The 21601-nt window shown below is 64.6% G+C and carries 19 protein-coding genes and 1 pseudogene; 4 read left to right on the plus strand and 16 right to left on the minus strand.

What is annotated here, in order from left to right; all coding sequences use genetic code 11:
• Positions 1 to 102: 102 nt before the first annotated feature.
• The 9 genes and pseudogenes from EN818_RS07300 to EN818_RS07340 all read right to left on the minus strand — a co-directional run bounded on the left by EN818_RS07300 (position 103) and on the right by EN818_RS07340 (position 9633).
• A complete protein-coding gene (locus EN818_RS07300; RefSeq protein WP_095804730.1) occupies positions 103 to 1221 on the minus strand; it encodes a branched-chain amino acid ABC transporter substrate-binding protein in 1119 nt (372 codons plus the stop codon).
• 139 nt (positions 1222 to 1360) lie between these two features.
• Positions 1361 to 1708 carry a DUF6867 family protein gene (locus EN818_RS07305; RefSeq protein ID WP_095804731.1) on the minus strand — a complete coding sequence of 116 codons (348 nt, stop codon included), beginning with the start codon at positions 1706 to 1708 and terminating at the stop codon, positions 1361 to 1363.
• Between the two features lie 16 nt (positions 1709 to 1724).
• Positions 1725 to 2453 carry an ABC transporter ATP-binding protein gene (locus EN818_RS07310; RefSeq protein ID WP_095804732.1) on the minus strand — a complete coding sequence of 243 codons (729 nt, stop codon included), beginning with the start codon at positions 2451 to 2453 and terminating at the stop codon, positions 1725 to 1727.
• A gap of 32 nt (positions 2454 to 2485) precedes the next feature.
• Positions 2486 to 3610 (minus strand): annotated as a pseudogene (locus EN818_RS07315) (ATP-binding cassette domain-containing protein); the annotation flags it as partial.
• Positions 3610 to 5001 carry a high-affinity branched-chain amino acid ABC transporter permease LivM gene (livM, locus tag EN818_RS07320; protein ID WP_095804734.1) on the minus strand — a complete coding sequence of 464 codons (1392 nt, stop codon included), beginning with the start codon at positions 4999 to 5001 and terminating at the stop codon, positions 3610 to 3612. The gene livM and the pseudogene EN818_RS07315, both read right to left, overlap by 1 nt.
• Before the next feature lie 3 nt (positions 5002 to 5004).
• On the minus strand, positions 5005 to 5907 hold the full coding sequence (locus EN818_RS07325; protein ID WP_095804735.1) for a branched-chain amino acid ABC transporter permease LivH: 903 nt from the start codon (positions 5905 to 5907) through the stop codon (positions 5005 to 5007).
• 423 nt (positions 5908 to 6330) lie between these two features.
• Positions 6331 to 7332, minus strand: coding sequence for a 4-hydroxyproline epimerase (locus EN818_RS07330; RefSeq protein ID WP_095804736.1), 1002 nt, complete (start codon positions 7330 to 7332; stop codon positions 6331 to 6333).
• A gap of 16 nt (positions 7333 to 7348) precedes the next feature.
• A complete protein-coding gene (locus EN818_RS07335; RefSeq protein ID WP_095804737.1) occupies positions 7349 to 8683 on the minus strand; it encodes an FAD-binding oxidoreductase in 1335 nt (444 codons plus the stop codon).
• 56 nt (positions 8684 to 8739) lie between these two features.
• Entirely contained in the window at positions 8740 to 9633 is an 894-nt protein-coding gene (locus EN818_RS07340) for a dihydrodipicolinate synthase family protein (RefSeq protein ID WP_095804738.1), read from the minus strand.
• Between the two features lie 69 nt (positions 9634 to 9702).
• Between EN818_RS07340 and EN818_RS07345 the strand changes: the two genes are divergently transcribed.
• On the plus strand, positions 9703 to 10395 hold the full coding sequence (locus EN818_RS07345) for a GntR family transcriptional regulator (protein ID WP_095804739.1): 693 nt from the start codon (positions 9703 to 9705) through the stop codon (positions 10393 to 10395).
• Positions 10396 to 10410: 15 nt separating this feature from the next.
• On the opposite strand, the gene EN818_RS07350 is transcribed toward EN818_RS07345, so the two are convergent.
• The 3 genes from EN818_RS07350 to EN818_RS07360 form a co-directional block, all read right to left on the minus strand.
• Positions 10411 to 10728: a hypothetical protein gene (locus tag EN818_RS07350; protein ID WP_095804740.1), complete on the minus strand. Its 318-nt coding sequence runs from the start codon at positions 10726 to 10728 to the stop codon at positions 10411 to 10413.
• A gap of 258 nt (positions 10729 to 10986) precedes the next feature.
• Entirely contained in the window at positions 10987 to 11289 is a 303-nt protein-coding gene (locus EN818_RS07355) for a hypothetical protein (RefSeq protein WP_095804741.1), read from the minus strand.
• A gap of 343 nt (positions 11290 to 11632) precedes the next feature.
• Positions 11633 to 13129, minus strand: coding sequence for a CoA-acylating methylmalonate-semialdehyde dehydrogenase (locus EN818_RS07360; RefSeq protein ID WP_095804742.1), 1497 nt, complete (start codon positions 13127 to 13129; stop codon positions 11633 to 11635).
• A 285-nt stretch (positions 13130 to 13414) separates the two neighbouring features.
• On the opposite strand from EN818_RS07360, the gene EN818_RS07365 reads away from it, so the two are divergent.
• From EN818_RS07365 to EN818_RS07375, 3 genes are all read left to right on the plus strand, one after another.
• The gene (locus tag EN818_RS07365) at positions 13415 to 14296 is read left to right on the plus strand and encodes a LysR family transcriptional regulator (RefSeq protein ID WP_095804950.1); all 882 of its coding nucleotides are present in this window, start codon (positions 13415 to 13417) and stop codon (positions 14294 to 14296) included.
• A 95-nt stretch (positions 14297 to 14391) separates the two neighbouring features.
• Complete coding sequence (locus tag EN818_RS07370; RefSeq protein WP_095804743.1) at positions 14392 to 14832, plus strand: hypothetical protein; 441 nt, start codon at positions 14392 to 14394, stop codon at positions 14830 to 14832.
• 26 nt (positions 14833 to 14858) lie between these two features.
• A complete protein-coding gene (locus EN818_RS07375) occupies positions 14859 to 16994 on the plus strand; it encodes a phosphatidylserine/phosphatidylglycerophosphate/cardiolipin synthase family protein (RefSeq protein WP_348628766.1) in 2136 nt (711 codons plus the stop codon).
• A 15-nt stretch (positions 16995 to 17009) separates the two neighbouring features.
• Here the strand turns inward: EN818_RS07375 and EN818_RS07380 are convergent, their stop codons facing one another.
• The 4 genes from EN818_RS07380 to EN818_RS07395 form a co-directional block, all read right to left on the minus strand.
• The gene (locus EN818_RS07380; protein ID WP_095804744.1) at positions 17010 to 18263 is read right to left on the minus strand and encodes a D-amino acid dehydrogenase; all 1254 of its coding nucleotides are present in this window, start codon (positions 18261 to 18263) and stop codon (positions 17010 to 17012) included.
• 93 nt (positions 18264 to 18356) lie between these two features.
• The gene (gene alr / locus EN818_RS07385; RefSeq protein WP_095804745.1) at positions 18357 to 19502 is read right to left on the minus strand and encodes an alanine racemase; all 1146 of its coding nucleotides are present in this window, start codon (positions 19500 to 19502) and stop codon (positions 18357 to 18359) included.
• 159 nt (positions 19503 to 19661) lie between these two features.
• On the minus strand, positions 19662 to 20195 hold the full coding sequence (locus tag EN818_RS07390) for an RNA pyrophosphohydrolase (protein WP_095804746.1): 534 nt from the start codon (positions 20193 to 20195) through the stop codon (positions 19662 to 19664).
• A gap of 32 nt (positions 20196 to 20227) precedes the next feature.
• Positions 20228 to 21430 (minus strand): divergent polysaccharide deacetylase family protein, encoded by a 1203-nt coding sequence (locus tag EN818_RS07395; protein ID WP_095804747.1) that lies wholly within the window; start codon positions 21428 to 21430, stop codon positions 20228 to 20230.
• Positions 21431 to 21601: the final 171 nt, after the last annotated feature.

Consider the following 21601-nt stretch of genomic DNA (forward strand, 5'->3'; position numbering starts at 1 on the left):
ATCGCGCGACACCTAAAACGATTTAAATCCTCTGTTTGCGCCAAAACAAAAATGCCCGGCGCGACGCACCGGGCATTTCTGGTCTCCGGCCTATTGCCGGGCTTATTGCTCGAAGTAGGAGTACTTGCCGTCGTCGCCCTTCTTCCAGGTGTACATGACGTAGTCCGGACGAGTGATGTCGCCCTTGGCGTCATAGCCGATGTCGCCGATGGCGGTCTTCCACGGCCCGCCGGACTTGATGGTGTCGGCGACCTTCTGGGCATCATCGGCGGAGCCGGTCTTGGTGATAGCCGCTGCGATGATCTGTATCGCGGCGTAGGAGTAGAGCGTGTAGGCTTCCGGCTCGAAGCCGGCGGCGCGGAACTTCTCGACAAGCTCCTTGGCGTTCGGGTTCTTGCGCGGATCGGGAGCGAAGGTCATCAGCGTGCCCTGGACGGCGTCGCCAGCGATCGAAGCCAGTTCGTTCGAGACGATGCCGTCGCCGGACATGAACTGGGCCTTGAGGCCCTGGTCGGCGAGCTGGCGAATGATCAGGCCGGCCTCGGTGTGCAGGCCGCCATAGTAGACGACGGTGACGCCGGCTTCCTTCATCTTGGCGATGAGCGCCGAGAAGTCCTTGTCGCCGACATTGATGCCTTCATACATGGCTTCCTTGACGCCATTGCCGTTGAGCGCCTTCTTGGTTTCGTCGGCGAGGCCCTGGCCATAAGGTGTCTTGTCGTGGATGAGCGCGATCTTGGCGTCCTTGAAGTTCTTGGCGACATAGTCGCCCGCAACCTTGCCCTGCTGGTCGTCGCGTCCGCAGGTGCGGAATGTGTTCCACATGCCGCGTTCGGTGAACTTCGGATTGGTCGCGGCAGGCGTGATCTCGAGGATGCCATTCTCGGCATAGACTTCCGACGCAGGAATTGAGACGCCGGAATTGAAGTGGCCATCGACGTACTTGATGCCGTCGGCGACAAACTTGTTGGCGACCGAGATACCCTGCTTCGGATCCGACACGTCGTCACCGACGCTCAGCTTGAGCTGCTGGCCGAGGACTCCGCCGGCCGCGTTGATGTCAGCGACGGCCTGCTCTGCGCCCTTCTGCAACTGCGCGCCGAAGGCGGCGTTCGGGCCGGTGATCGGACCGGCAACGCCGATCAGGATGTCGGCCCACGCGCTGCCGGTGAACGCGACGAGCGCGGTCAGGGCCACGGCGGACAAGAGAGATTTTTTCATTTAGTACGCTCCCATTTACGGAGTGGGCGTGGATGACACTTTCATGCGATGCCCACCCTTATCGCAGAAAGCACAGTTTGCCGATTTTCAGGCACTTGTCACGCCGAATTCATCCCTGAAGCGGCGCTAATCGTGAACATCAACCTTTCGGTTTCCAGCTCAAGAGGGAAGCTCTTTCGTAGAGCCAATTATACTGTGTCACCATCTGATTGGTGCGCGTGTATTGGTAGCCGAGGAAACCCAGTATGGTCAGCACAATCGTGTCGACGATATAGTAATGCAGCGAGAACATCGTGCCGTCGAACAGCGCGTGGTGGATGAACCTTATGCCGATGCCGAGCCCGAGCATGTAAAGGAACAGCTGAAAGAAGCTGCGCCAGGTTTGCGCGCTCGCCTTGCCGGTCATCCATGCCGCCCAGCCGCCGAGCAGGCAGGTGACGAACAGGAACTGCCAGATCGAGGCTTCCTCGTAGAGAATGCCCTGCATGATGAGTCTCCTGAACTCAGTGGTGGCCGCCCTCGAGATAGGCGGCGCGCACTTCCGGATTGGCGAGCAGCTCTTTGCCGGAGCCGCTCATCGTCACATTGCCGTTGACCATGACATAGCCGCGATTGGCGAGCTTCAGCGCGCCGAAGGCGTTCTGCTCGACCAGGAATACGGTCAGCCCTTGCGTCCTGTTCAGCTCGCGGATGGCATCGAAGATCTGCTTGACGATCAGTGGCGCCAGACCCAGCGACGGCTCGTCGAGCAGCAGCAGCTTCGGCCGTGCCATCAGCGCTCGGCCGATCGACAGCATCTGCTGCTCGCCGCCCGACAGCGTGCCGCCGCGCTGGCCGATGCGCTCTTTCAGCCGCGGGAACAGCGAAAAGACCTTCTCGACGTCCTCGTCGTAATGCTTGAGGTTGTCGAGGCTGGCGCCCATCTGCAGGTTTTCCATCACCGTCATGCGCGGGAAGATGCGCCGTCCCTCCGGCGACTGGGCGATGCGCATCCGTGCGATCTCGTGCGTCGGCAACTGCGTGATGTCGGTGCCGGCGAAGGTGATGGTGCCGGTGCGCGCACGCGGGGCGCCGAAGATCGTCATCATCAACGTCGACTTGCCGGCGCCGTTGGCGCCGATCAGCGCCACCACCTCGCCCTCGTTGACGCTGACATTGACGCCGTTCAGCGCCCGGATGTTGCCGTAATAGGTTTCGACGCCCTTGATGTCGAGCAGCGCTGTCCCGGCCATTATTTGCGCCCTCCGCGCGGCTTGGCTGTCGAGGATTTCGTCGCCGGCTTGGCCGGCGAGGTGGACTTGGTGGCCGAGGTCTTCGCCTTCGCAGCGGGCTTCCCGGCCTGCGCGGCCGGTTTGGTCCTTGCCGAACTTGCGCGTGCATCGACCTGAGCCGCTTTCGAGGCGCCTTTCGATACCGTGACCCGTTCGCCTTCGTCCGCGTGTTCGACGGTATCGGAAACCGGTCCCGCCATCATCGAGGCGGAACTGCCGGGCCCGTGCGCCGCATCCGGCCCGGTATCCAGCTGCTCGATGACGTCCTCGTCGCCGACCTCGGTCAGCACCGTCTCGACCTCTTCGTCGTCGACGCCGAGATAGGCGGCAATCACGCGCGGGTCCGTCCTGACCGACTGCGGATTGCCGTCGGATATCTTGCGGCCGTATTCCAGCACCACGACGTGGTCGGAGATCTGCATGACCACCGACATGTCGTGCTCGATGAGCAGGATCGAGGTGCCGGTGTTGTCCTTGATGTCCATCAGGAGTTCGTTGAGCGAGGCCGACTCCTTCGGATTGAGGCCGGCGGCCGGCTCGTCGAGGCACAGAAGCTCGGGGCCGGTGCACATGGCGCGTGCGATCTCGAGCCGCCGCTGCGCGCCATAAGGCAGGTCGCCGGCCGGGTCGTCGGCGCGGTCGACGAGATTGGCTTTCTCCAGCCAGTGCTTGGCGAGATCGATCGATTCGGCCGAGGCCTGCCGGTAACTGGAAAAGCCGAACAGGCCAAGGAAGGTGTAGCCGGAAGCCTTCATGAGCTTGTTGTGCTGGGCGACCAGGAGGTTCTCCAGCACAGTCATGCCCGAGAACAGGCGGATGTTCTGGAAGGTGCGCGCCACCTTGGCGCGCGCCGGGATCTCGTGATTGGGCAGGCGCTCGAGCAGGTAGCTCGACCCGTCGCGCCGGCTGAGCGTGATCATGCCTTCCGACGGCTTGTAGAAGCCGGTGATGCAGTTGAACACCGTGGTCTTGCCGGCGCCGTTCGGCCCGATGAGCGCGGTGATCTCGCCGCGCTTGGCCTGGAACGACAGGTCGCCGATGGCGATCAGGCCGCCGAACTTCATCGACAGATGCTCGACCTGCAGGATGACGTCGCTGATGGAAGGTTGCGCGTTCATCAGCCGTGGCCCTCCTTGGTGAAGGAGCCTGAGACGGCTCTTCGCTCCTTGAGGAAGGCTGTCGGCTCACGGCTGCCGACGAAGCCGCGCGGCTTCCACAGCATGACGACGACCATGGCGATGCCGAACAGCAGCATGCGGTAGAGTTCCGGCGTGAAGTCCGGACCGAACAGCACCTTGAGGAAGCCCAGCTCGCGCAGGATCTCGGTGCCGCCGATCATCACCAGTGCCGCCACCGCGATACCGCCCAGCGAGCCCATGCCGCCGAGCACGACGATGGCGAGGATGATCGCCGATTCCAGGAAGACGAAGGATTCCGGACTGACGAAGCCCTGGCGCGCGGCGAAGAAAGAGCCGGCGAAGCCGCCGAACATGGCGCCGGTGGCGAACGCCGTCAGCTTGGTGGTGGTGGTGTTGATGCCGAGCGATCGGCAGGCGATCTCGTCCTCGCGCAAGGCTTCCCAGGCGCGGCCCACCGGCAGGCGGCGCAGCCTGATGGTGACGAACGCGGTGAGGAAGCAGAGTCCCAGGATGAGATAGTAGAGGAAGATCTTGTAGTAGGCGCCCGACTGGGCGATGCCGAGAACCTTGGCGATGTAGTTCGGGTCCGAGACGTTGAACGACATCAGTCCGAAAAAGGAGACTTTCGGGATGCCGGAGATGCCTGCCGAGCCGTTGGTCACCTCACGCCAGTTGATCAGCACCAGACGGATGATCTCGCCGAAGGCGAGCGTGACGATCGCCAGATAGTCGCCGCGTAGCCTCAGCACCGGGAAGCCGAGCATGACGCCCCAGAAGGCCGCCATGCAGCCGGCGGCGGGCAGCAGGATCCAGAACGACAGGCCGAAATGCGTGCCGAGCAGCGCATAGGCATAGGCGCCGACGGCGTAGAAGGCGACGTAGCCGAGGTCGAGCAGGCCAGCCAAACCGATGACGATGTTGAGTCCCCAGGCCAGCATCACGTAGATCAGGATCTGAATGCCGAAATTGTCGACCCATTTCAGCGAGCCCTGGAAGCCGAACAGAAGCACCATGGCGACCGGATAGATCAGCAGCACGACGACGCCGATCTTGTTGAAGTTGCGCCGCACGAAGCCGGGCTCGACGGTGACCGCGGGCGCCTTGGCCTTCTCGACCTTGGCCCGCTCCATCGCCGGCTGAGCGAATCCGACATAGAGGAAGCGTCCGGCCGCGGTGAGGATCACCACCAGCGCGAGCAGACCCCAGCGCTGCACCAGGATCAGTTCGTTGTTGATGTTCTGGTCGGTCCTCAGACCGATGAACAGCACGAACAGCCCGAGCGCGATCGCGCCGGCATAGAGCGCTTCGCGAAATGCGCGCTGGATGGGAGTTGCGACGCTGTCGCTCGCCGGAGACACGGTAACGGCCATGGCTCAGACCTTTTCGACTTCAGGCCGGCCGAGAATGCCGGAGGGCAGGAAGATCAGCACGATCGCCAGGATCGAGAAGGCGGCGACGTCCTTGTAGTCGATCGAGAAATAAGCCGACCACATGCTTTCGATGAAGCCGATCAGAAGCCCGCCGAGCACAGCGCCGGGCAGCGAGCCGATGCCGCCGAGCACGGCCGCCGTAAACGCCTTCACGCCCGGCACGAAGCCGTCGGAAAACACCACCACGCCATAATACATCAGGAACAGCGTGCCGGCGACCGCCGCGAGCGCCGCGCCCATGATGAAGGTGATGGAAATGGTACGATCGACGTCGATGCCGAGCAGGGCCGCCATCTTGCGGTCCTGTTCGCAGGCGCGCTGCGCGCGGCCAAGCGCCGTTCGGTTGACCAGGTACCAGAAGATCGCCAGCAGCACGATCGTCACCAGCACGATGATGATCTGCTTCAGCGAGACGCTGATTCCGTCGAAGGAATAGACCTGGCTGACCAGCGGCGGAATCGGCTTGTTGCGCGGACCTTGCGTGACCTGCACGAAGTTGGACAGAGCGATCGACATGCCGATGGCTGTGATCAGCGGCGCCAGCCGGAACGAGCCGCGCAACGGCCTGTAGGCCACTTTCTCGATCGTCCAGTTGTAAAGACTGGTGAGCAGCATGGCCACGATCATCATGATCAGAAGCGCGACCACGACCGGGACGGAATAGAAAATCGCGCCGAGGATGAGGAAGACGATGAGGGCCGCGAAGGCCCCAACCATGAAGATGTCGCCATGCGCGAAATTGATCATGCCGATGATGCCGTAGACCATCGTGTAGCCGATCGCGATCAGCCCATAGATCGATCCCAGCGTCAGCCCGTTGATAAGCTGCTGGACGAAATACTGCATATTTATGCGGCTCCCCTGGAACGTCGCCCTTAAGGGCGCGTCCCTTTTCGTATTTCCCCTAGTCGTAAAGTTTCGAGCCCGGATTGCAACGTGATTTTTCGATCACGCGACATGTTTCCGACGCCCGGCTTACGATCGTTCGTTTTCTTGCACCCGACCCCCTGGACTATGGCGGACCCTAGCATTGGCACAACGCAATGTCTTTGACGATTCAGGCGCATCATGCGCCGCCTTTCGAAGAAATCGCCGTCAAAAGTAGGTGATGAGGCGATTCCTTGCGCCCCTGACAGGGTTCCGTTGCCCGCCCCGACTGCTTCCGCAAGGGCAGGATTCTGCCATGTGGCGGCCAGGCAAGCAGGGGCATCGCCTGGCCGTGAGTGGCCGCGACACCGGCTGCCGAGCACCGGCCAGTCCATCGGGACGTCAAGCGACGATAAACCCGTGCGCGAACGGATCGCGCTCGTCGATGAAAATGGTGTTCAAACCCGTCATGCGCGCCCAGCCGCCGATCGAAGGGATGATCGCCGGCTTGCCGGCCACGCTGACCTCCTTTTCCACCCTGCCCTTGAACAGCGAGCCGATGATCGATTCATGGACGAAGCTGTCGCCTTCCTTGAGCTTGCCCTTGGCGTGCAGTTGCGCCATGCGCGCCGAAGTGCCGGTGCCGCAAGGCGAGCGGTCGATCGCCTTGTCGCCATAGAAGACGGCGTTGCGCGCATCGGCCTCGGCATGTTTCGGCCGGCCGGTCCACAGCATGTGTGACAGCCGGTTGATGCCGGGATTCTCCGGATGGACGAAGGAATATTTCTCGTTGAGGCGCTGGCGCACCACAGGGCTCCAGGCGATGAGGTCGCCGGCCGAGTAGTCGGCCATGTCACGGTAGTTCTTCTGCGGCTCCACGATGGCGTAGAAATTGCCGCCATAGGCGACGTCGACGCTGATCTGGCCAAGCACCGGGCATTCGACCGTCAGCCCTTCGGCATAGAGGAACGACGGCACGTTGGTGATGCGCACTTCCTCGACATAGTCGCCGACCTGTTTGTATTCGGCGACGACGAGGCCGGCCGGCGTGTCCAGCCTGAGCACACCAGGCGTCTTCGGCTTCACCAGCCCGTGCTCGATCGCCATCGTCACCGTGCCGATCGTTCCGTGTCCGCACATCGGCAGACAGCCGGATGTCTCGATGAAGAGGATGGCGATGTCGCAGTCCCCGCGCGTCGGCGGATAGAGGATCGAGCCCGACATCACGTCGTGGCCGCGCGGCTCGAACATCAGCCCGGTGCGGATCCAGTCATACTCGGCCAGAAAATGCGCCCGCCGCTCCATCATTGTGGCGCCCAGCAGCGGCGGCCCGCCGCCGGCGACCAGCCTGACCGGATTGCCGCAAGTGTGGCCGTCGATGCAGAAGAAGGTTTGCTTGGCCATGATGATTTCCTAACTTTCAGAACCGCTGCGGGCGGAATGGTGTGAGATCGAGCGCCGGCGTCTGCCCGAGAACGAGATCGCGGATCAAGCGCCCGGTCGCGGCCGACTGGGTCAGGCCGAGGTGGCCGTGGCCGAATGCGTAGAAGACATTCGGCGCCCCGGCCATGCCGATGACCGGCAGCGAATCCGGCAGCGACGGGCGAAAACCCATCCATTCCCGGCCGCCGCTTGGATCGAGCCCCGGCAGGAATTTTTTCGCTTTTTCGAGCATCGCCCTCGAGCGGGCGAAATTCGGCGGCCGCTCGATGCCGCCGAGCTCGACGGCACCGCCGATGCGCAAGCCGGTCTCCAGCGGCGTGATGACGAAACCATGCCCGGAAAAGATCAGCTGCCGCTTCACATCGAAGGCTGAGACCGGCAGTGTCGTGTTGTAGCCGCGCTCGGTCTCCAACGGGATTCGGTCGCCGAGGTTTCTGGCTAGCAGGTGCGACCATGCACCTGCGGCGATGACGAGATGCCTTGCCCGCCGCGTCGTTCCGTCGGCCAGCGAAATCGTTGGGCCTTCGGATCCTGTTTCGACCCGCTGGACCTGCCCCTTTTCGTAGCGGGCGCCCAGCCGCTCGGCGTAGGCCCAGACCGCCTTGCCGAACAGCTTGGGGTCGGTGACCGTTTTCCAGCTCGGAACGAAGGAGCCCTTGACGAATCGCGGGGCAAGCCCCGGCTGCAGGGCGGCAAGCTCCTCCCTTTCGACGTGACGGAAGGCGATGCCGAAACGTCCGCGCGCCGCCCAGCCGGGCAGTGAAGCACGGAATTCCGCTTCGCTCTCATAGAGTTCCAATGAGCCGTCCTCGCGCAGCATCGACCTCGTGCCGGAGCGATCGAGCAGACCCATCCATTCGGCCTCGGCAAGCTTCATCATGCCCGCTTGCGCCGCGAGGCTTGCCTCGTAGCGGCCGCTTCGCCCGGCACGCCAGAAGCGGATCAGCCAGGGCAGGAGCTTCGGCAGATAGGTGGGGGGAATGCTGAGGGGCCCGAGCGGGTCTGCAAGCCACTTCGGCAGCTGCCTGATCATGCCCTTGTGCGCGAGCGGCAGCACATCGGAGAAGGCGAATGCCGAGGCATTGCCGGAACTCGTTTCCTCGCAGATGCCGGTGCGGTCGAAGACGGTGACGCGGCGCCCCGCCTCCGCTAGGTAGGTTGCCGCGCAGATGCCGATGATGCCGCCGCCGATGATGGCGATATCTTCTGCTTCTCCCGGCTCGCGAGATGAAGCTGCACGCGGGGCGGCTGAGGAGTGCCGCCTCTCTTGTGTCTCTTTGGAGTCTTCTTGCACGTCGGCACTGCCCTTCATCCGGCTGCCTTACCTTCTCTCCGGCGCGGGGAGAAGGCTGCAAGCCGGAGCCAAGTTTAGAACGCCGGCAGTTTCGGCCGCACGGCGAGCGCATCCCGCACGATCTTCTCGACAGCCTTGCGGCGTTCGCCCGACAGCGGCTGCCGCGGCATGCGCACGCGGTCATTGGTATCAATCGCCAGCACTTCAGCAAGCTTGATGTTCTGTACCAGATAGGTCGAGACGTCGAGATCGAGCAGAGTCCGGAACCAGCGGTAGATTGCCAGCGCCTCCTCGCGGCGGCCCTGCTTCATCAGTTGGTAGATGGCGACCGTTTCGCGCGGGAAGGCCGTCACCAGGCCGGCCACCCAGCCGACGGCGCCGACCGATAGCGCCTCGAAGGCGAGATTGTCGACGCCGGTGAAGAGGTCGTAGCGGTCGCCGAGGCGGTTGATGATCTCGGTCGACCGGCGGATATCGTCGGACGATTCCTTGATGGCGACGAAGCGCTCGTCGGAAGCAAGCTCCTCCATCAGGTCGACCGTGACGTCGACGCGATAGGCGAGCCGGTTGGAATAGATCATCACCGGCAGGTCGCCCGCTTGCGCGACGGCGCGTAGCGCTGCCACCGTCTCTTGCCGGTCGGTGTGGTAGATCGGGCTTGGCACCACCATCAGGCCATTGGCGCCCTCCCTGGCGGCGCGGCGCGCAATGTTCGCCGCCTCGCGGGTGCCGGGCTCGTTGACGGTCAGGAGCACCGGCTTGCGGCCGGCGACCTTCTGCGCCGTCTTCAGCACCTCGATCTTCTCGTCATGCGACAGCATCGGACCTTCTCCGAGCGAGCCACAGACGATGATGCCGTCGCAGCCAGCCTCCATCTGCAGCCCATAGCAGCGCTCCATCTCGGCGTGGTCGAGGCGGTCGTCGGTCGTGAATTTGGTCGTGACGGCGGGGAAAACTCCGGTCCACATGGCAGCACCTCCATCTGATATATCAGGCATATATCTATTAAGAAATGGCCCGTCAACGCGGAATCGATTATGATATATGAAAAATATATCAGGAGCCTGCCTTTGATATCCCTCGAGACAAGGACGGCGTTCGAGCCGGCGGCGACGCGAGCCTACCGGGCCCTCGAGCACATGATCGTCACCCTGGAGCTGCCTCCGGCTAGCTTTGTCACCGAGGGCGCGCTGATCGATCGGCTGGGGTTGGGCCGGACCCCGGTGCGCGAGGCAATCCAGCGGCTGGCGTGGGAAGGCCTGCTCGATGTGCGCCCGCGCGCCGGCGTCGCGGTCGCGCCGCTTCACCCCGGCGACTGGCTGCGGGTGCTCGACGCAAGGCGCGGCATCGAGCTGGTGCTGGCCCGCTCAGCGGCCCGCTTCGTCACCCGCGAGGCGGCGGACCTTTTCCACGAGGCCGCCCTAGCCATGCAGAAGGCGGTGATCTCCGGCAACGTGCTTTCTTTCATCCAGGCCGACAAGGCCCTCGACGAGGCCCTTGCGATGGCGGCCGACAATCCGTTCGCGGCACGCGTGGCGGCTCCCTTGCAGACCCACAGCCGCCGCTTCTGGTACCGCTACAAGGCCGATACCGGCTTGGCCGAATCGGCCGAACATCACGTCGCGCTGATCCGCTCCATCCTCGACGGCGATGAGGAGGCGGCCGCCAAGGATGCTGACAAGCTGATGGCGCTGCTGCGCGGCCATGCCGAGGTCGCGGCGACGCGCTGACCGGCGCGTCGCGCGTCACCCGCCCGGCTGCCCGACCGCGGTGGCCGGAGTCTCTTCCCAACCCTCACCGGCCGCAAGGATGCAGCTTTGGCCGTTGACGTCCGTCACGACGATGGTCCAGGTGCCGCTTGCCGAGGCGAACACCTCAAAGATGGCGACATCTCCGGCTACACCATAGCCGAGCCGCTTCTCCTCGAACGTCGCCGCCAGTCCGGTGACCAAAACGTCATGGGCGTCGCAAATGACCTGCGCCGATGCGGGGAATGCCAGCAACGCCATCGTCGACCCGACCGCCGCCGGCTTGATCCATTGAAACGAAAATATGCGTGCCATCGGGCACCTCCTTCGCCGTCGCATTTCGGCAAGGGAGGCACATTTGGCCGCCTCAGCGTGCCGGAATGCTCCAGGCCGGATCGGACGTTCCCATCACGTCATTCCTTCTGGTTTCCGGTCTGTCGGGAGCTGTCACTTCCTGGATTCGATATGGTGAACCTGCGCCCCGCAAACAAGCTGACCGAGCGCAAGCAACCTGCTTTCTCCGCTTCGGGCTGTAAACCTGGCGAGGCGCTCAGGCGCCTTGCATCTCGACGTTCAAGCGCCCGGCAGGGCGGCGGCGATCGTCGGGCTATCCCAGCCTTCGCCGACCGAAAGCACGCAGCTCTGACCCTTGGTATCGGAGGCAAGGACCGTCCAACTGCCCTGCTCGGAAACAAAAATCTCGAGCACCACGTTCGGATTGATCAGTCCGCGGCCGGCCTCGCTTTCATGGAACTTGTCGCCGAGCGCTTTGATCACCTCGGAACGTGGAGCACATTGCCCGGCCGCGTTTGCCTGGGCGATGCCGCCGGATACCGCAACCGCAAGGCTCATCGTCGCCATAAGAAATCGTGTCACCTGACACCTCCTCGCGCCAGACGAGTACCCCGGCTGCTACCGGCGCTGTTTGATTGGCCTGCACGCGGCAGGAATGTAATTTAAGGCAGATATTGCCTGTTGGTTCCATGGTCGTGACATTCGCTTGATTCCGCTTTGAAAAGGAGAGGCCCAGCGCGAGCGCCGGGCCTCTCATTCAATCACGATCGGATGCCGCGCGCCCGCAGCCGCAACGCGGCGAGGACGCGCAACCAAAAGCGTCCGGTCAGTTCATCGTCGGGATGACGAACTCGGCGCTGTCCTTGATACCTGCCGCGCGCCCGCAGCCGCAACGCGGCGAGGACGCGCAACCAAAAGCGTCCGGTCAGTTCATCGTCGGGATGACGAACTCGGCGCCGTCTTTGATACCGGACGGCCAGCGCGAGGTGACCGTCTTGGTCTTGGTGTAGAAGCGGAACGCGTCCGGACCATGCTGGTTGAGGTCACCGAAGGAGGAGGCCTTCCAACCGCCGAACGTGTAGTAGGCGATCGGCACCGGGATCGGCACGTTGACCCCGACCATGCCGACCTGGACGCGCGAGGCAAAGTCGCGCGCGGCGTCGCCGTCGCGGGTGAAGATGGCGACGCCATTGCCCATTTCGTGGTCGTTGGCGAGGTGGATGGCGTTCTCATAGGTCGGCGCGCGCACCACCGACAGCACCGGTCCGAAGATCTCTTCCTTGTAGATGCGCATGTCGGCGGTCACATTGTCGAACAGGCAGCCGCCCATATAGTAGCCGTTCTCATAACCTTGCATCTTGAAGCCACGGCCGTCGACGACGAGCTTGGCGCCTTCCTTGACGCCCAGGTCGACATAGCCCTTGACGCGCTCCAGCGCTTGGCGCGTCACTAGCGGGCCGAAATCGGCGGAAGAGTCGGTCGACGGGCCGACCTTCAGGCTTTCGACGCGCGGCACCAGCTTTTCCATCAGCCGGTTGGCGGTGTCGTTGCCGACCGGCACGGCGACGGAGATCGCCATGCAGCGCTCGCCGGCCGAGCCGTAGCCCGCGCCGATCAGCGCATCGACCGTCTGGTCCATGTCGGCGTCGGGCATGATGATCATATGGTTCTTGGCGCCGCCGAAGCACTGCACGCGCTTGCCGGCCGCGCAGCCGCGCGAATAGATGTATTGGGCGATCGGCGTCGAGCCGACGAAACCGATGGCCTTGATGTCCGGATCGTCGAGGATGGCGTCGACCACTTCCTTGTCGCCGTTGACGACGTTGAGGATGCCGGCAGGCAGGCCGGCCTCGATGAACAGTTCGGCGATGCGCAGCGGCACGCCCGGATCGCGCTCGGATGGCTTCAGGATGAAGGCATTGCCGCAGGCGATCGCCGGCGCGATCTTCCAAAGCGGGATCATCGCCGGGAAGTTGAACGGCGTGATGCCGGCGACCACGCCGAGCGGCTGGCGCATCGAATAGACATCGATGCCGGGGCCGGCGCCGTCGGTGAATTCGCCCTTCATCATGTGCGGGGCGCCGATGCAGACTTCGACCACTTCGAGGCCGCGCTGGATGTCGCCGCGCGCATCGGCAAGGGTCTTGCCGTGCTCGCGCGCCAGTATGTCGGCGAGCTCTTCATAGTCGCGCTGGACCAGCTCGAGAAACTTCATCAGCACGCGCACGCGGCGCTGCGGGTTGGTGGCGGCCCACTTGGGCTGCGCGGCCTTGGCGTTCTCGACCGCGGAGCGCAGCTCCGCCTGCGAGGCCAGCGCCACCGTGCCGCGCACGGAGCCGTCCATCGGCTGCATCACATCCTGCTTGCGCCCGCTCGTGCCGGCGACACGCTCGCCGCCGATGAAATGACCGTATTCGATCATGGTTTCTCTCCCTGTTTTCGATGATGAGGCATTGTCCGCCTTTGCGAGGGCGAAGGCAACGCGAGCCAGAACGCAACCGTTGTGCGAAAAATAGACAACAGGAGCCGGACGTGCATTAATTGCCGCAAATAGCCAGAGCCTGTCGCCAAGGATTTCTCAAGTTGAGCTTTGTCACGCCCCCCTCCGTCCTGCCGGACACCTCACCCTCTAGAGGGGAGATGTCCGGCAGGACGGAGGGGGGCGCGAGGGATCGCGGCCTTGACCGTTGCCACCGAGGTCATCCCCATGAACTGGGATGACGTCCGCATCTTCCTCGCCGTGGCGCGCGCCGGCCAGATCCTGGGCGCGGCCAAGCGCCTGGAGCTCAACCACGCCACCGTGTCGCGCCGCATCGCCGCGCTCGAGGAGGCATTGCGCACAAAACTCTTTCGTCGCCTGACCACCGGCAGCGAGCTGACGCCGGCCGGTGAGCGCTTGCTCGACATTGCCGAGCGCATGGAGAGCGACATGATCGCCGCGCGCTCGACCATTGCCGGCGAGGGCGACGACGTTTCCGGCACGGTGCGCATCGGCGCGCCCGACGGCTTTGGCGTCGCCTTCCTGGCCAAGCGGCTCGGCGGTCTGACGGCGCTCCACCGCGAACTCACCATCCAGTTGGTGCCCGTGCCGCGCTCCTTCTCGCTGTCGCGGCGCGAGGCCGATATCGCGATCACGGTCGAGCGGCCGACCGAGGGCCGGCTGATCGCGGGAAAGCTGGTCGACTACACGCTTGGCCTGTTTGCCTCCCGCGCTTACGTGGATTCCAACGGGCTGCCGAAGTCGGCGGCCGAGCTCGGTCAGCACACGCTGATCGGCTACGTGCCCGACCTCATCGTCAGCCCCTCGCTCGACTACGCCGCCGAGTTCAGCCCCGACTGGCGCTCGACCTTCGCCATCTCCTCGGCCCTCGGCCAGGCGGAAGCCGTGCGCTCCGGCGCCGGCATCGGCATCCTCCACACCTTCGTGGCGCGCTCGATGCCGGAGCTCGTCCCGGTCGACATCGTGGCGCCCATCCGCCGGGCCTACTGGCTGGTCTATCATGAATCGGTGAGGCCGCTGCGGCGCGTGCAGATCGTCGCCAACTTCATCACCAAGGCGGTCGAGCGGGAGCGCGCGTTGTTCATGTGAGCAGGCCGCCTTGCGCTTGCCACAAAGTCGGCGAGTGTGGCACCGGCGATCGTCACGGACGACCGTGGACTGTTCTTCGTAACGTCGGCGGAAACATGCGTGCCTCTCTTGCCATCCTGCCGCTGTTTTGCCTCGCCGCCTGCGCCAATCCCTGGACCAAACGTCCGGAGGCGGAACTTCCGAAACCGATCCGCTATGCAATGGCTCGCCCCTCGCCGTTCGTCTTCGGCAACTATTGTGGGCCCGGGACCCGAACCGGGGACCTGTCGTCCAAGCCGGTCGATCGTCTTGATGCCGCCTGCCAGGTCCACGACGCCTGCTACATCGCCCAGCGCAATCATTGCGACTGCGACGGCGCGCTGATCGCCTCGGCGAGGGCGATCCGCGACGACCGCAGCGCACCGAGGAAGATGCGTGGCGAGGCGGAGCTTCTGCTCGCCACCTTTGCGCTTCCCGTCTGCAGGATGTTCCCGCATGGCTTCATGCCGCCGCGCGATCCTGCCCAGCTCAAGGCCATGAACGGGGCCATCGGGTGAGCTTGAGGTCCGTTGGAGCAAGCTCGTTGGCGGGTTTGGCGCTGACGGTGCTGGCCAGTTGCGCGGGCATGCCGGGCCGTTCCGCCTGCGCCTATTTTCCAGGTGATGGTGCCTGCGCCCGCCCCCCAATATCGGCCGACACCAGCGGCGCCGAGACCGCGACCGCCCGCATCTTCGCGGATGACGGCGACTTTGCCTACGAGAAGCGGTTCCAGGCATTGCTCGCCCAGAGCCGGATCGACGCCCTCGACCGCTCAAACGGCACCGGCCGCTTCGGCCGCAACTGGCGCGACGTCCATAACGATAGCTTCCAAAGGACCTATCGAGCGCTGCAGCGGTTGGCAAATCCGCTCGACAGGACAGAGCTGCCGCCGGCATCGGGCAAGCCGGGCGAAAGCCATTTCACCGGCCGCTGGCGCATGTCGCGGCAGACGCTTTATCTCGATGCCACCGCGCGGCCCTCTGACCCCAAGACCTTCAGCTTTTCAGGACTTCAGGCGCGCTCCGTCGAGATCGTGCTGCGACAGGCCGGCAACACGCCCCTCGACATTGACGGCAGTTGCGATGGCCCGCTCGCCCTTCGCTCGTCGGCGCGATCGGGCACCGTCGCCGCGGGCTCGCAATTCCATCTCAGCCTGCCCGCAGCCGGCACTCCGGTCAGCCTCTTTCCCAGCGAGGCGCTCGGCCGCTGCGACCTGCGCGTCAGCTCCAGAGAGGCCCCGGCCGGAGCCCCGCTGACCATTCTGCGCGAGGAGACCGCCGATCCCTGGATCACGGCGCTCGACAGCCGCTATGACCGCTGCCCGGTACCCGATGCGAAAAGCCTCGAAGCGCTCGACCGCGCTTTCTATGCCGGCCGCTGGCTGTCGCAGACCTGCGCTCTGCCGCTCGGAAATCCCACGCTCCTGCGCAAGTCGCGCGACGGCTTCAACGCCAAGGTCGAGGCCCTGCTCGGCAAGACGCTGCCCGACAGTGCCTTCGACAAAGCCGATCCGGAACTGCCGCTCGATTTTTCCGACGCTCCAAAGCTCAGGCTGATCTATCTGTCGTCGCTGGAGTTCAAGGCGGACTTTTCCGGCCGCATCATCGAGCGGCTGATAAGGTATCATGCCGCGCGGGGCGCCAAGGTGCGCATCCTGATCACCGACGTGCTGGAACGCGAGAAGGACGACGCCATGCTGCACCGCCTGGCCGCCGAATTCCCCAATGTCCAGCTGCAGGAATATCGCTGGCGGGCCTACCGCGGCGCGCCGATCGACGAGCAGATCTCACAGCTGCACAAGACCCACCACATCAAGATGCTGGCGACGCTGGCGGATCAGCCTGGCCGGTCCCGCGTCATCATCGGCGGACGCAACATCCATGATGGCTTCCTTTTTCACCGGCCGGTCGACCTGACGCGTTATCCGAACCTGCAGCAATACGGCAAGACGGACGGGTTCTCGCTGAACTACTATTCCAACTGGAGCGATTTCGACGTCGAGGTCGCGGACGAGGCGACGGTCGCGACGCTTGCGGCGCACCTCTCCACAGTCTGGCTGCGCGATGCCGACACCAACCTGTCACGTCCGTTTTCAATCCCGGTTCCTTCAGCCGGTCGCAGCTCGCCAGGCGTGGCGCGGCACTTCATCTCGGTGCCCTACGAGGATGGGCATGCGCTGGAGAACTACTTTGTCGAGCTTATCAACGCCGCCAGGCGCCATATCCAAATCGTCAACCCTTATCTCAACCCGACGCCCGACCTTGTTCGCGCCCTCGACCGGGCGCTCGCCCGAGGCGTGAAGATCGACATCGTCGGCCGCATCGACCTCAAGGGCGACATCGGCGGCAGCTTTCTCACCGCGCTCAACAGGCTGTTCGTCGAGAAATATGGCGACCATATCAACATCCGCGAGTTCAAGGCCCCGGATGTCGTGTTACACTCCAAGATCATGATGATCGACGAGCGGCTGGTCACCATCTCCTCGGTCAATCTCAACAACCGCAGCTTCTTTCACGACAGCGAGAACGGCATGGTGGTGCTCGATCCCGCCTTCTACCGCCGCATGAAGCCGGTCTATGACGACTATCTCGCCCATTCCCGGCCGGTCGCCGCCAATGTGAGCATCGGCTGGGCCTACAGGCTGCTGTTCAGCGGGGCATGGGTGAGGCAGGCCTTTTGATCAGCGTGGCCTTCACTAGAGATACCGGTCCGGGCTGAGATCGCGCGCGTTGATCTCCGGGACCCTGTTGGAAAGGATGTCGGAGAGCACCCTGGCCGACCCGCAGGCCATGGTCCAGCCGAGCGTGCCGTGGCCGGTGTTGAGATAGAGATTGGACAATTCGCTTTGTCCGATCAGCGGCGGTCCGTCCGGCGTCATCGGCCTGAGCCCGCACCAGAACGTCGCCGCCTTGAGGTCGCCGGCGCCCGGAAAGAGGTCGCCGACTGAATGCTCGAGCGTGCGGCGGCGGGATTCGTGCAGCCTCATATCGAAGCCGGAGATCTCCGCCGTCCCGCCGACGCGGATGCGGTCGCCGAGCCGGGTGGTCGCCACCTTGTAGGTCTCGTCCATGATCGTCGACACCGGTGCCGCCTCGGCGTTCTTGATCGGCACCGTGATCGAGTAGCCCTTGACCGGATAGACCGGAATCGGCCGCTTCATCTTGTGCATGAAAAGCGCGGAATAGCTGCCAAGCGCCAGCACATAGGCATCCGCCATGCGCCAGCCCTTGTCGGTGATGACATGGCCGACGCGGTTGCGGCTCCTGACGATACGCCGGATGGTGGTGCCATATTCGAAGCTGACGCCGCGCGCCGCGCAAAGCTCGGCCAGCCGATCGGTGAACATCTTGCAGTCGCCGGTCTCGTCGCCGGGCAGCCTCAGGCCACCGACGAACTTCTCGCGAACGGCGGCCAGCCCCGGTTCGGCACCGATGCAGCCGTCGCGATCGAGGAGCTCGTAGGGAACGCCGTATTTCTTCAGCACCTCGACATCGCCGCCCGTGCCGTCGAGCTGCTTCTGCTGGCGAAAGAGCTGCAGCGTGCCTTTTGCGCGCTCGTCATAGGCAATGCCGGTCGCCGCGCGCAGCGCCTTCAGCGTGTCGCGGCTGTATTCGGCAAGCGGCACCATGCGCGACTTGTTGAGCGCATAGCGTTCCGCCGTGCAATTGCGCAGCATCTTGAGCAGCCACGTCCACATTTGCGGATCGAAGGCAGGCCGCACCACCAGTGGGCCGTGCTTCATCAGCAGCCACTTGATCGCCTTGATCGGCACCCCCGGCCCGGCCCAGGGCGAGGCATAGCCGGGCGAGATCTCGCCGGCATTGGCGAAGCTGGTCTCCAGCCCCGGCCCCTTCTGGCGGTCGATCACCGTGACCTCATGGCCGGCCTCTGCGAGGAAGTAGGCGCTTGTGACACCGATCACGCCGCCGCCCAACACCAGGATCTTCATCGCATGCTCCCCTCAAGACCGACCCGCCGTGCGGGGGCGAGATCGCTCCCGCCTGTCTGCCGGATTCTGAGGCGCGCGCCAAGGGCTTGCGTGCTACAGGCCGACATAGCGGCGATGAAAGCGGGGACCAAGGCTGGTCAGAATCTCATAGCCGATGGTGCCGGCCTGGCCGGCGGCGGCGTCGACGCTTTGCGAGGGGCCGAGGAGCTCGACGAGATCGCCTTCGCCGAGCCGTCCGGCCGGCAGCGCGGAAATGTCGAGGATGATCGAGTCCATCGACACGCGGCCGGCAAACGGCAGCCGCACCCCCTCGAACCAGGCTGCCGAGGCTGCGCGCCGGTGCCAGCCATCGGCGTAACCCAGCGAAATCGTCGCCAGCCGAAGCGGCCCCTCCGCGTGGAAGCTGTGGCCATAGCCGACGCCCGCGCCTTTTTCGACGCCGCGCGTCTGCGCCACCTTGGCCTCCAGCCGCACCACGGGCAGCATCGGGTTGGGTTCGCCAGGTGTCGGATTGATGCCGTAGAGCGCCGCACCCGGGCGGGCGAGATCGTAGCGGTACAGCGGCCCCAGGAATATGCCGGACGAATTGGCGAGCGAAGCGGGTGCCTCCGGCAGCATTTTCCGCAGCCGTTCGAACGCCAGCCACTGCTCTTCGTTGGCCGGATGCCTCGGATCGTCGGCGCAGGCGAGATGGCTCATGACGAGGCGCAGATCGATGCCCTGGAAGGCACTGTCATCCTTCGCGAGCGCCTCGACTTCGGCCGGCGACATGCCGAGCCGCGACATGCCGCTGTCGACCTGGATCGCGCCCGCCAGGCTTTGACCGGTCTGGCGGCCTGCCTGACGCCATGCTTCCAACTGCGCGGTGCTGTTGATGACGGGATAGAGCGCAGCCGCAACCGCTTCCGCTTCTGAACCCGGCGGCAGCCCGTTGAGCACATAGATCTGGGGCACCGGCCCCAGCGCCTTGCGCAGTGCAATGCCCTCGGCCAGCAGCGCCACGAAGAATGTCTCGCAGCCTTCTTTCGCCAGCGCCCCTGCCACCTGTGCGGCACCGAGACCATAGCCGTCGGCCTTGAGCACGCCGGCGCAACGCACACCGCCGAGCCTTGCCTTGAGCCGCCGGTAGTTCTCGCCTATCGCGCCGAGATCGATCGTCAGGATCGCGCCGGCCGCCGCTTCGCTGACCAGCGCGCCGGGAGCTGATTTCGGAAAAGGCCCTCTGGCGTCGTCGTTCATGGCGCCCCTTTTGCGTCAGCCCATCAATAGTGCGGTCGTGCCACCGGGGCAACCGCCGTGGAGACGACCGCCGCCTATGCATGTGGCTCGCAAGTGGCAGCGGGTCTGAGCTAGCGACATGCATCAAACAAAAACCTGGACCGCGTCGCCTGGATCCCTTCAGCGCGAGGCGCTTTGCGGAGCGAGATGCCGGAATGCCTGCACCACCTGTTGGTAGACCTTGCGCTTGAACGGCACGATCAGGTCGGGCAATTCCTGCATCGGCCGCCATGCCCATTGGTCGAATTCGGCCTTGTGATCGCCTGGCGGCGGATTGATCTGGATTTCGCTCTCGTCGCCCTCGAAGCGGTAGGCGAACCATTTCTGCGTCTGGCCGCGGTAGCGTCCCTTGAAGGCGACGCCCACTAGATGCGGCGGCAGGTCGTAATGGATCCACTGCGGCGCCTCGGCGAGGAACGACACGCTGCGCATGCCGGTCTCCTCATAAAGCTCCCGCCCGGCCGCCTGCAGCGGCTCCTCGCCCTTGTCGATGCCGCCCTGCGGCATTTGCCAGAGCTGTGTCGTGCCTGAAAATTCGCTGTCCGGTTCGGCGATGCGGTGCCCGACCCAGACCAGGCCGGCGGGGTTGAGGATCATCAGGCCGACGCAGGGGCGGTAAGGCAGCGTCTCGGGATCGATCATTTTCTTGGACATTCTGGATACCAGCATCAACGGAAGGCCGAGGGCTAACCTTTCTGAGGGTCTATGGCCACAGCCGAAATCGGCACGATCTCGATGCCGCGCTTCTTGGCCTCGGCGATCCAGGACGTCACCGCATCGACGGTGACGTCGAAGGCCGAGCCGATACCGACGGCCGTGCCCTTGGCCCGCGCAGTCGCCTCCAGGCTGTCGAGTTTCTTGAGGATCTCGCCCCGTTCCTGCACGGCATCGATCGACATGTCGCCGGCCACGAAAGGCACGCCGTCCTTCAGCGCCAGGTCGGATGCCAGGCTGCGCGCCGACGACCCGTCATCGACATAGGCCAGCCCCCGCTTGCCGAGTTCGGCGATGAATGGACCCATCGCGGCGGCGTCGGCCGAAAATCGCGCGCCCATGTAGTTCATGATGCCGGTGTAGTTGGTCGTCCTGGACAGCGCCCAGTGCAGGCTCTTCAGGTTCTCGGCCGGGCTTGCGGTGACAGTCAGCGTGTTGCGGCCGGGATTGACGTTCGGATAGTCGAACGGCTCCAACGGGATCTGCATGACGATCTCGTGCCCGCCCTGCCGTGCCGCCTGCATCCAGCGGCCGATGCTGTTGCCCTGCGGCGCGAAAGCCAGCGTCACTTCGGCCGGCAATTTGGCGATCGCCGCCTGCGTCCCGGTCTGCGAGACGGCGAGCCCGCCGATGACGATCGCCACGCGCGCCCCGCGCGCCCCGGACCATGGCCGCGCATAGACGTCGAACGGCCGCCTGCCGTCGGCCGCCCGGATCGGCAGCGGACCGGTATCGCTGGCCTCGATCAACGCCCGGTCGGGAATATGCGCTACCTTCAGATCCTGGCCGAGCGTGGAGGGATCGCGGATGACGATCCCTGCCTTGGGCGCGCCGTCACCCTCTGCGGGCTGGACATGGATGATCTGCGGACCACCGCTCTTCATCGATGTGCCCGCATTGGGGCTCGTCGCGGCGACCTCGGCCGGTGCCGGCGGCGGCGCCGGTGCGGGGGGCGCGGGAGCTGGCGCCACTGCCTCTTTCGGCGTCGAAACGGCTATCTCCTGCGGCTTGCGAAAGGGCCTGTCGCGCAGCGCGATAGCGGCGGAAACGCCCATCACGGCGAGGACGGCGATCGTTGCGACAAGCGTGCCTGTGCTGATGCCGCGCGCGGCGGAGCGTTGGGCGCGGAGCGTCTGTCCGAGCGGACGTTCGATGTCCTTGCCGATGTCAGCCAAGCCGCATCCCCAAGCCCGTGATCCAGCTCGCCAGGTCGTCAGCGGTCACGTGCGCATTCCTCTTCGGCGCGTCGCGGCGCCAACTCCCCGAATCAAACTGCCGGAACCTCGCGGTCCCGGCAGCATCGCATTGCTTCGATCGGGCGGCCAGAGTCTTCTCTAGCCATCCCA

This window comes from Mesorhizobium sp. M3A.F.Ca.ET.175.01.1.1 (genome assembly GCF_004791945.1).
Classification (GTDB): Bacteria; Pseudomonadota; Alphaproteobacteria; order Rhizobiales; family Rhizobiaceae; genus Mesorhizobium.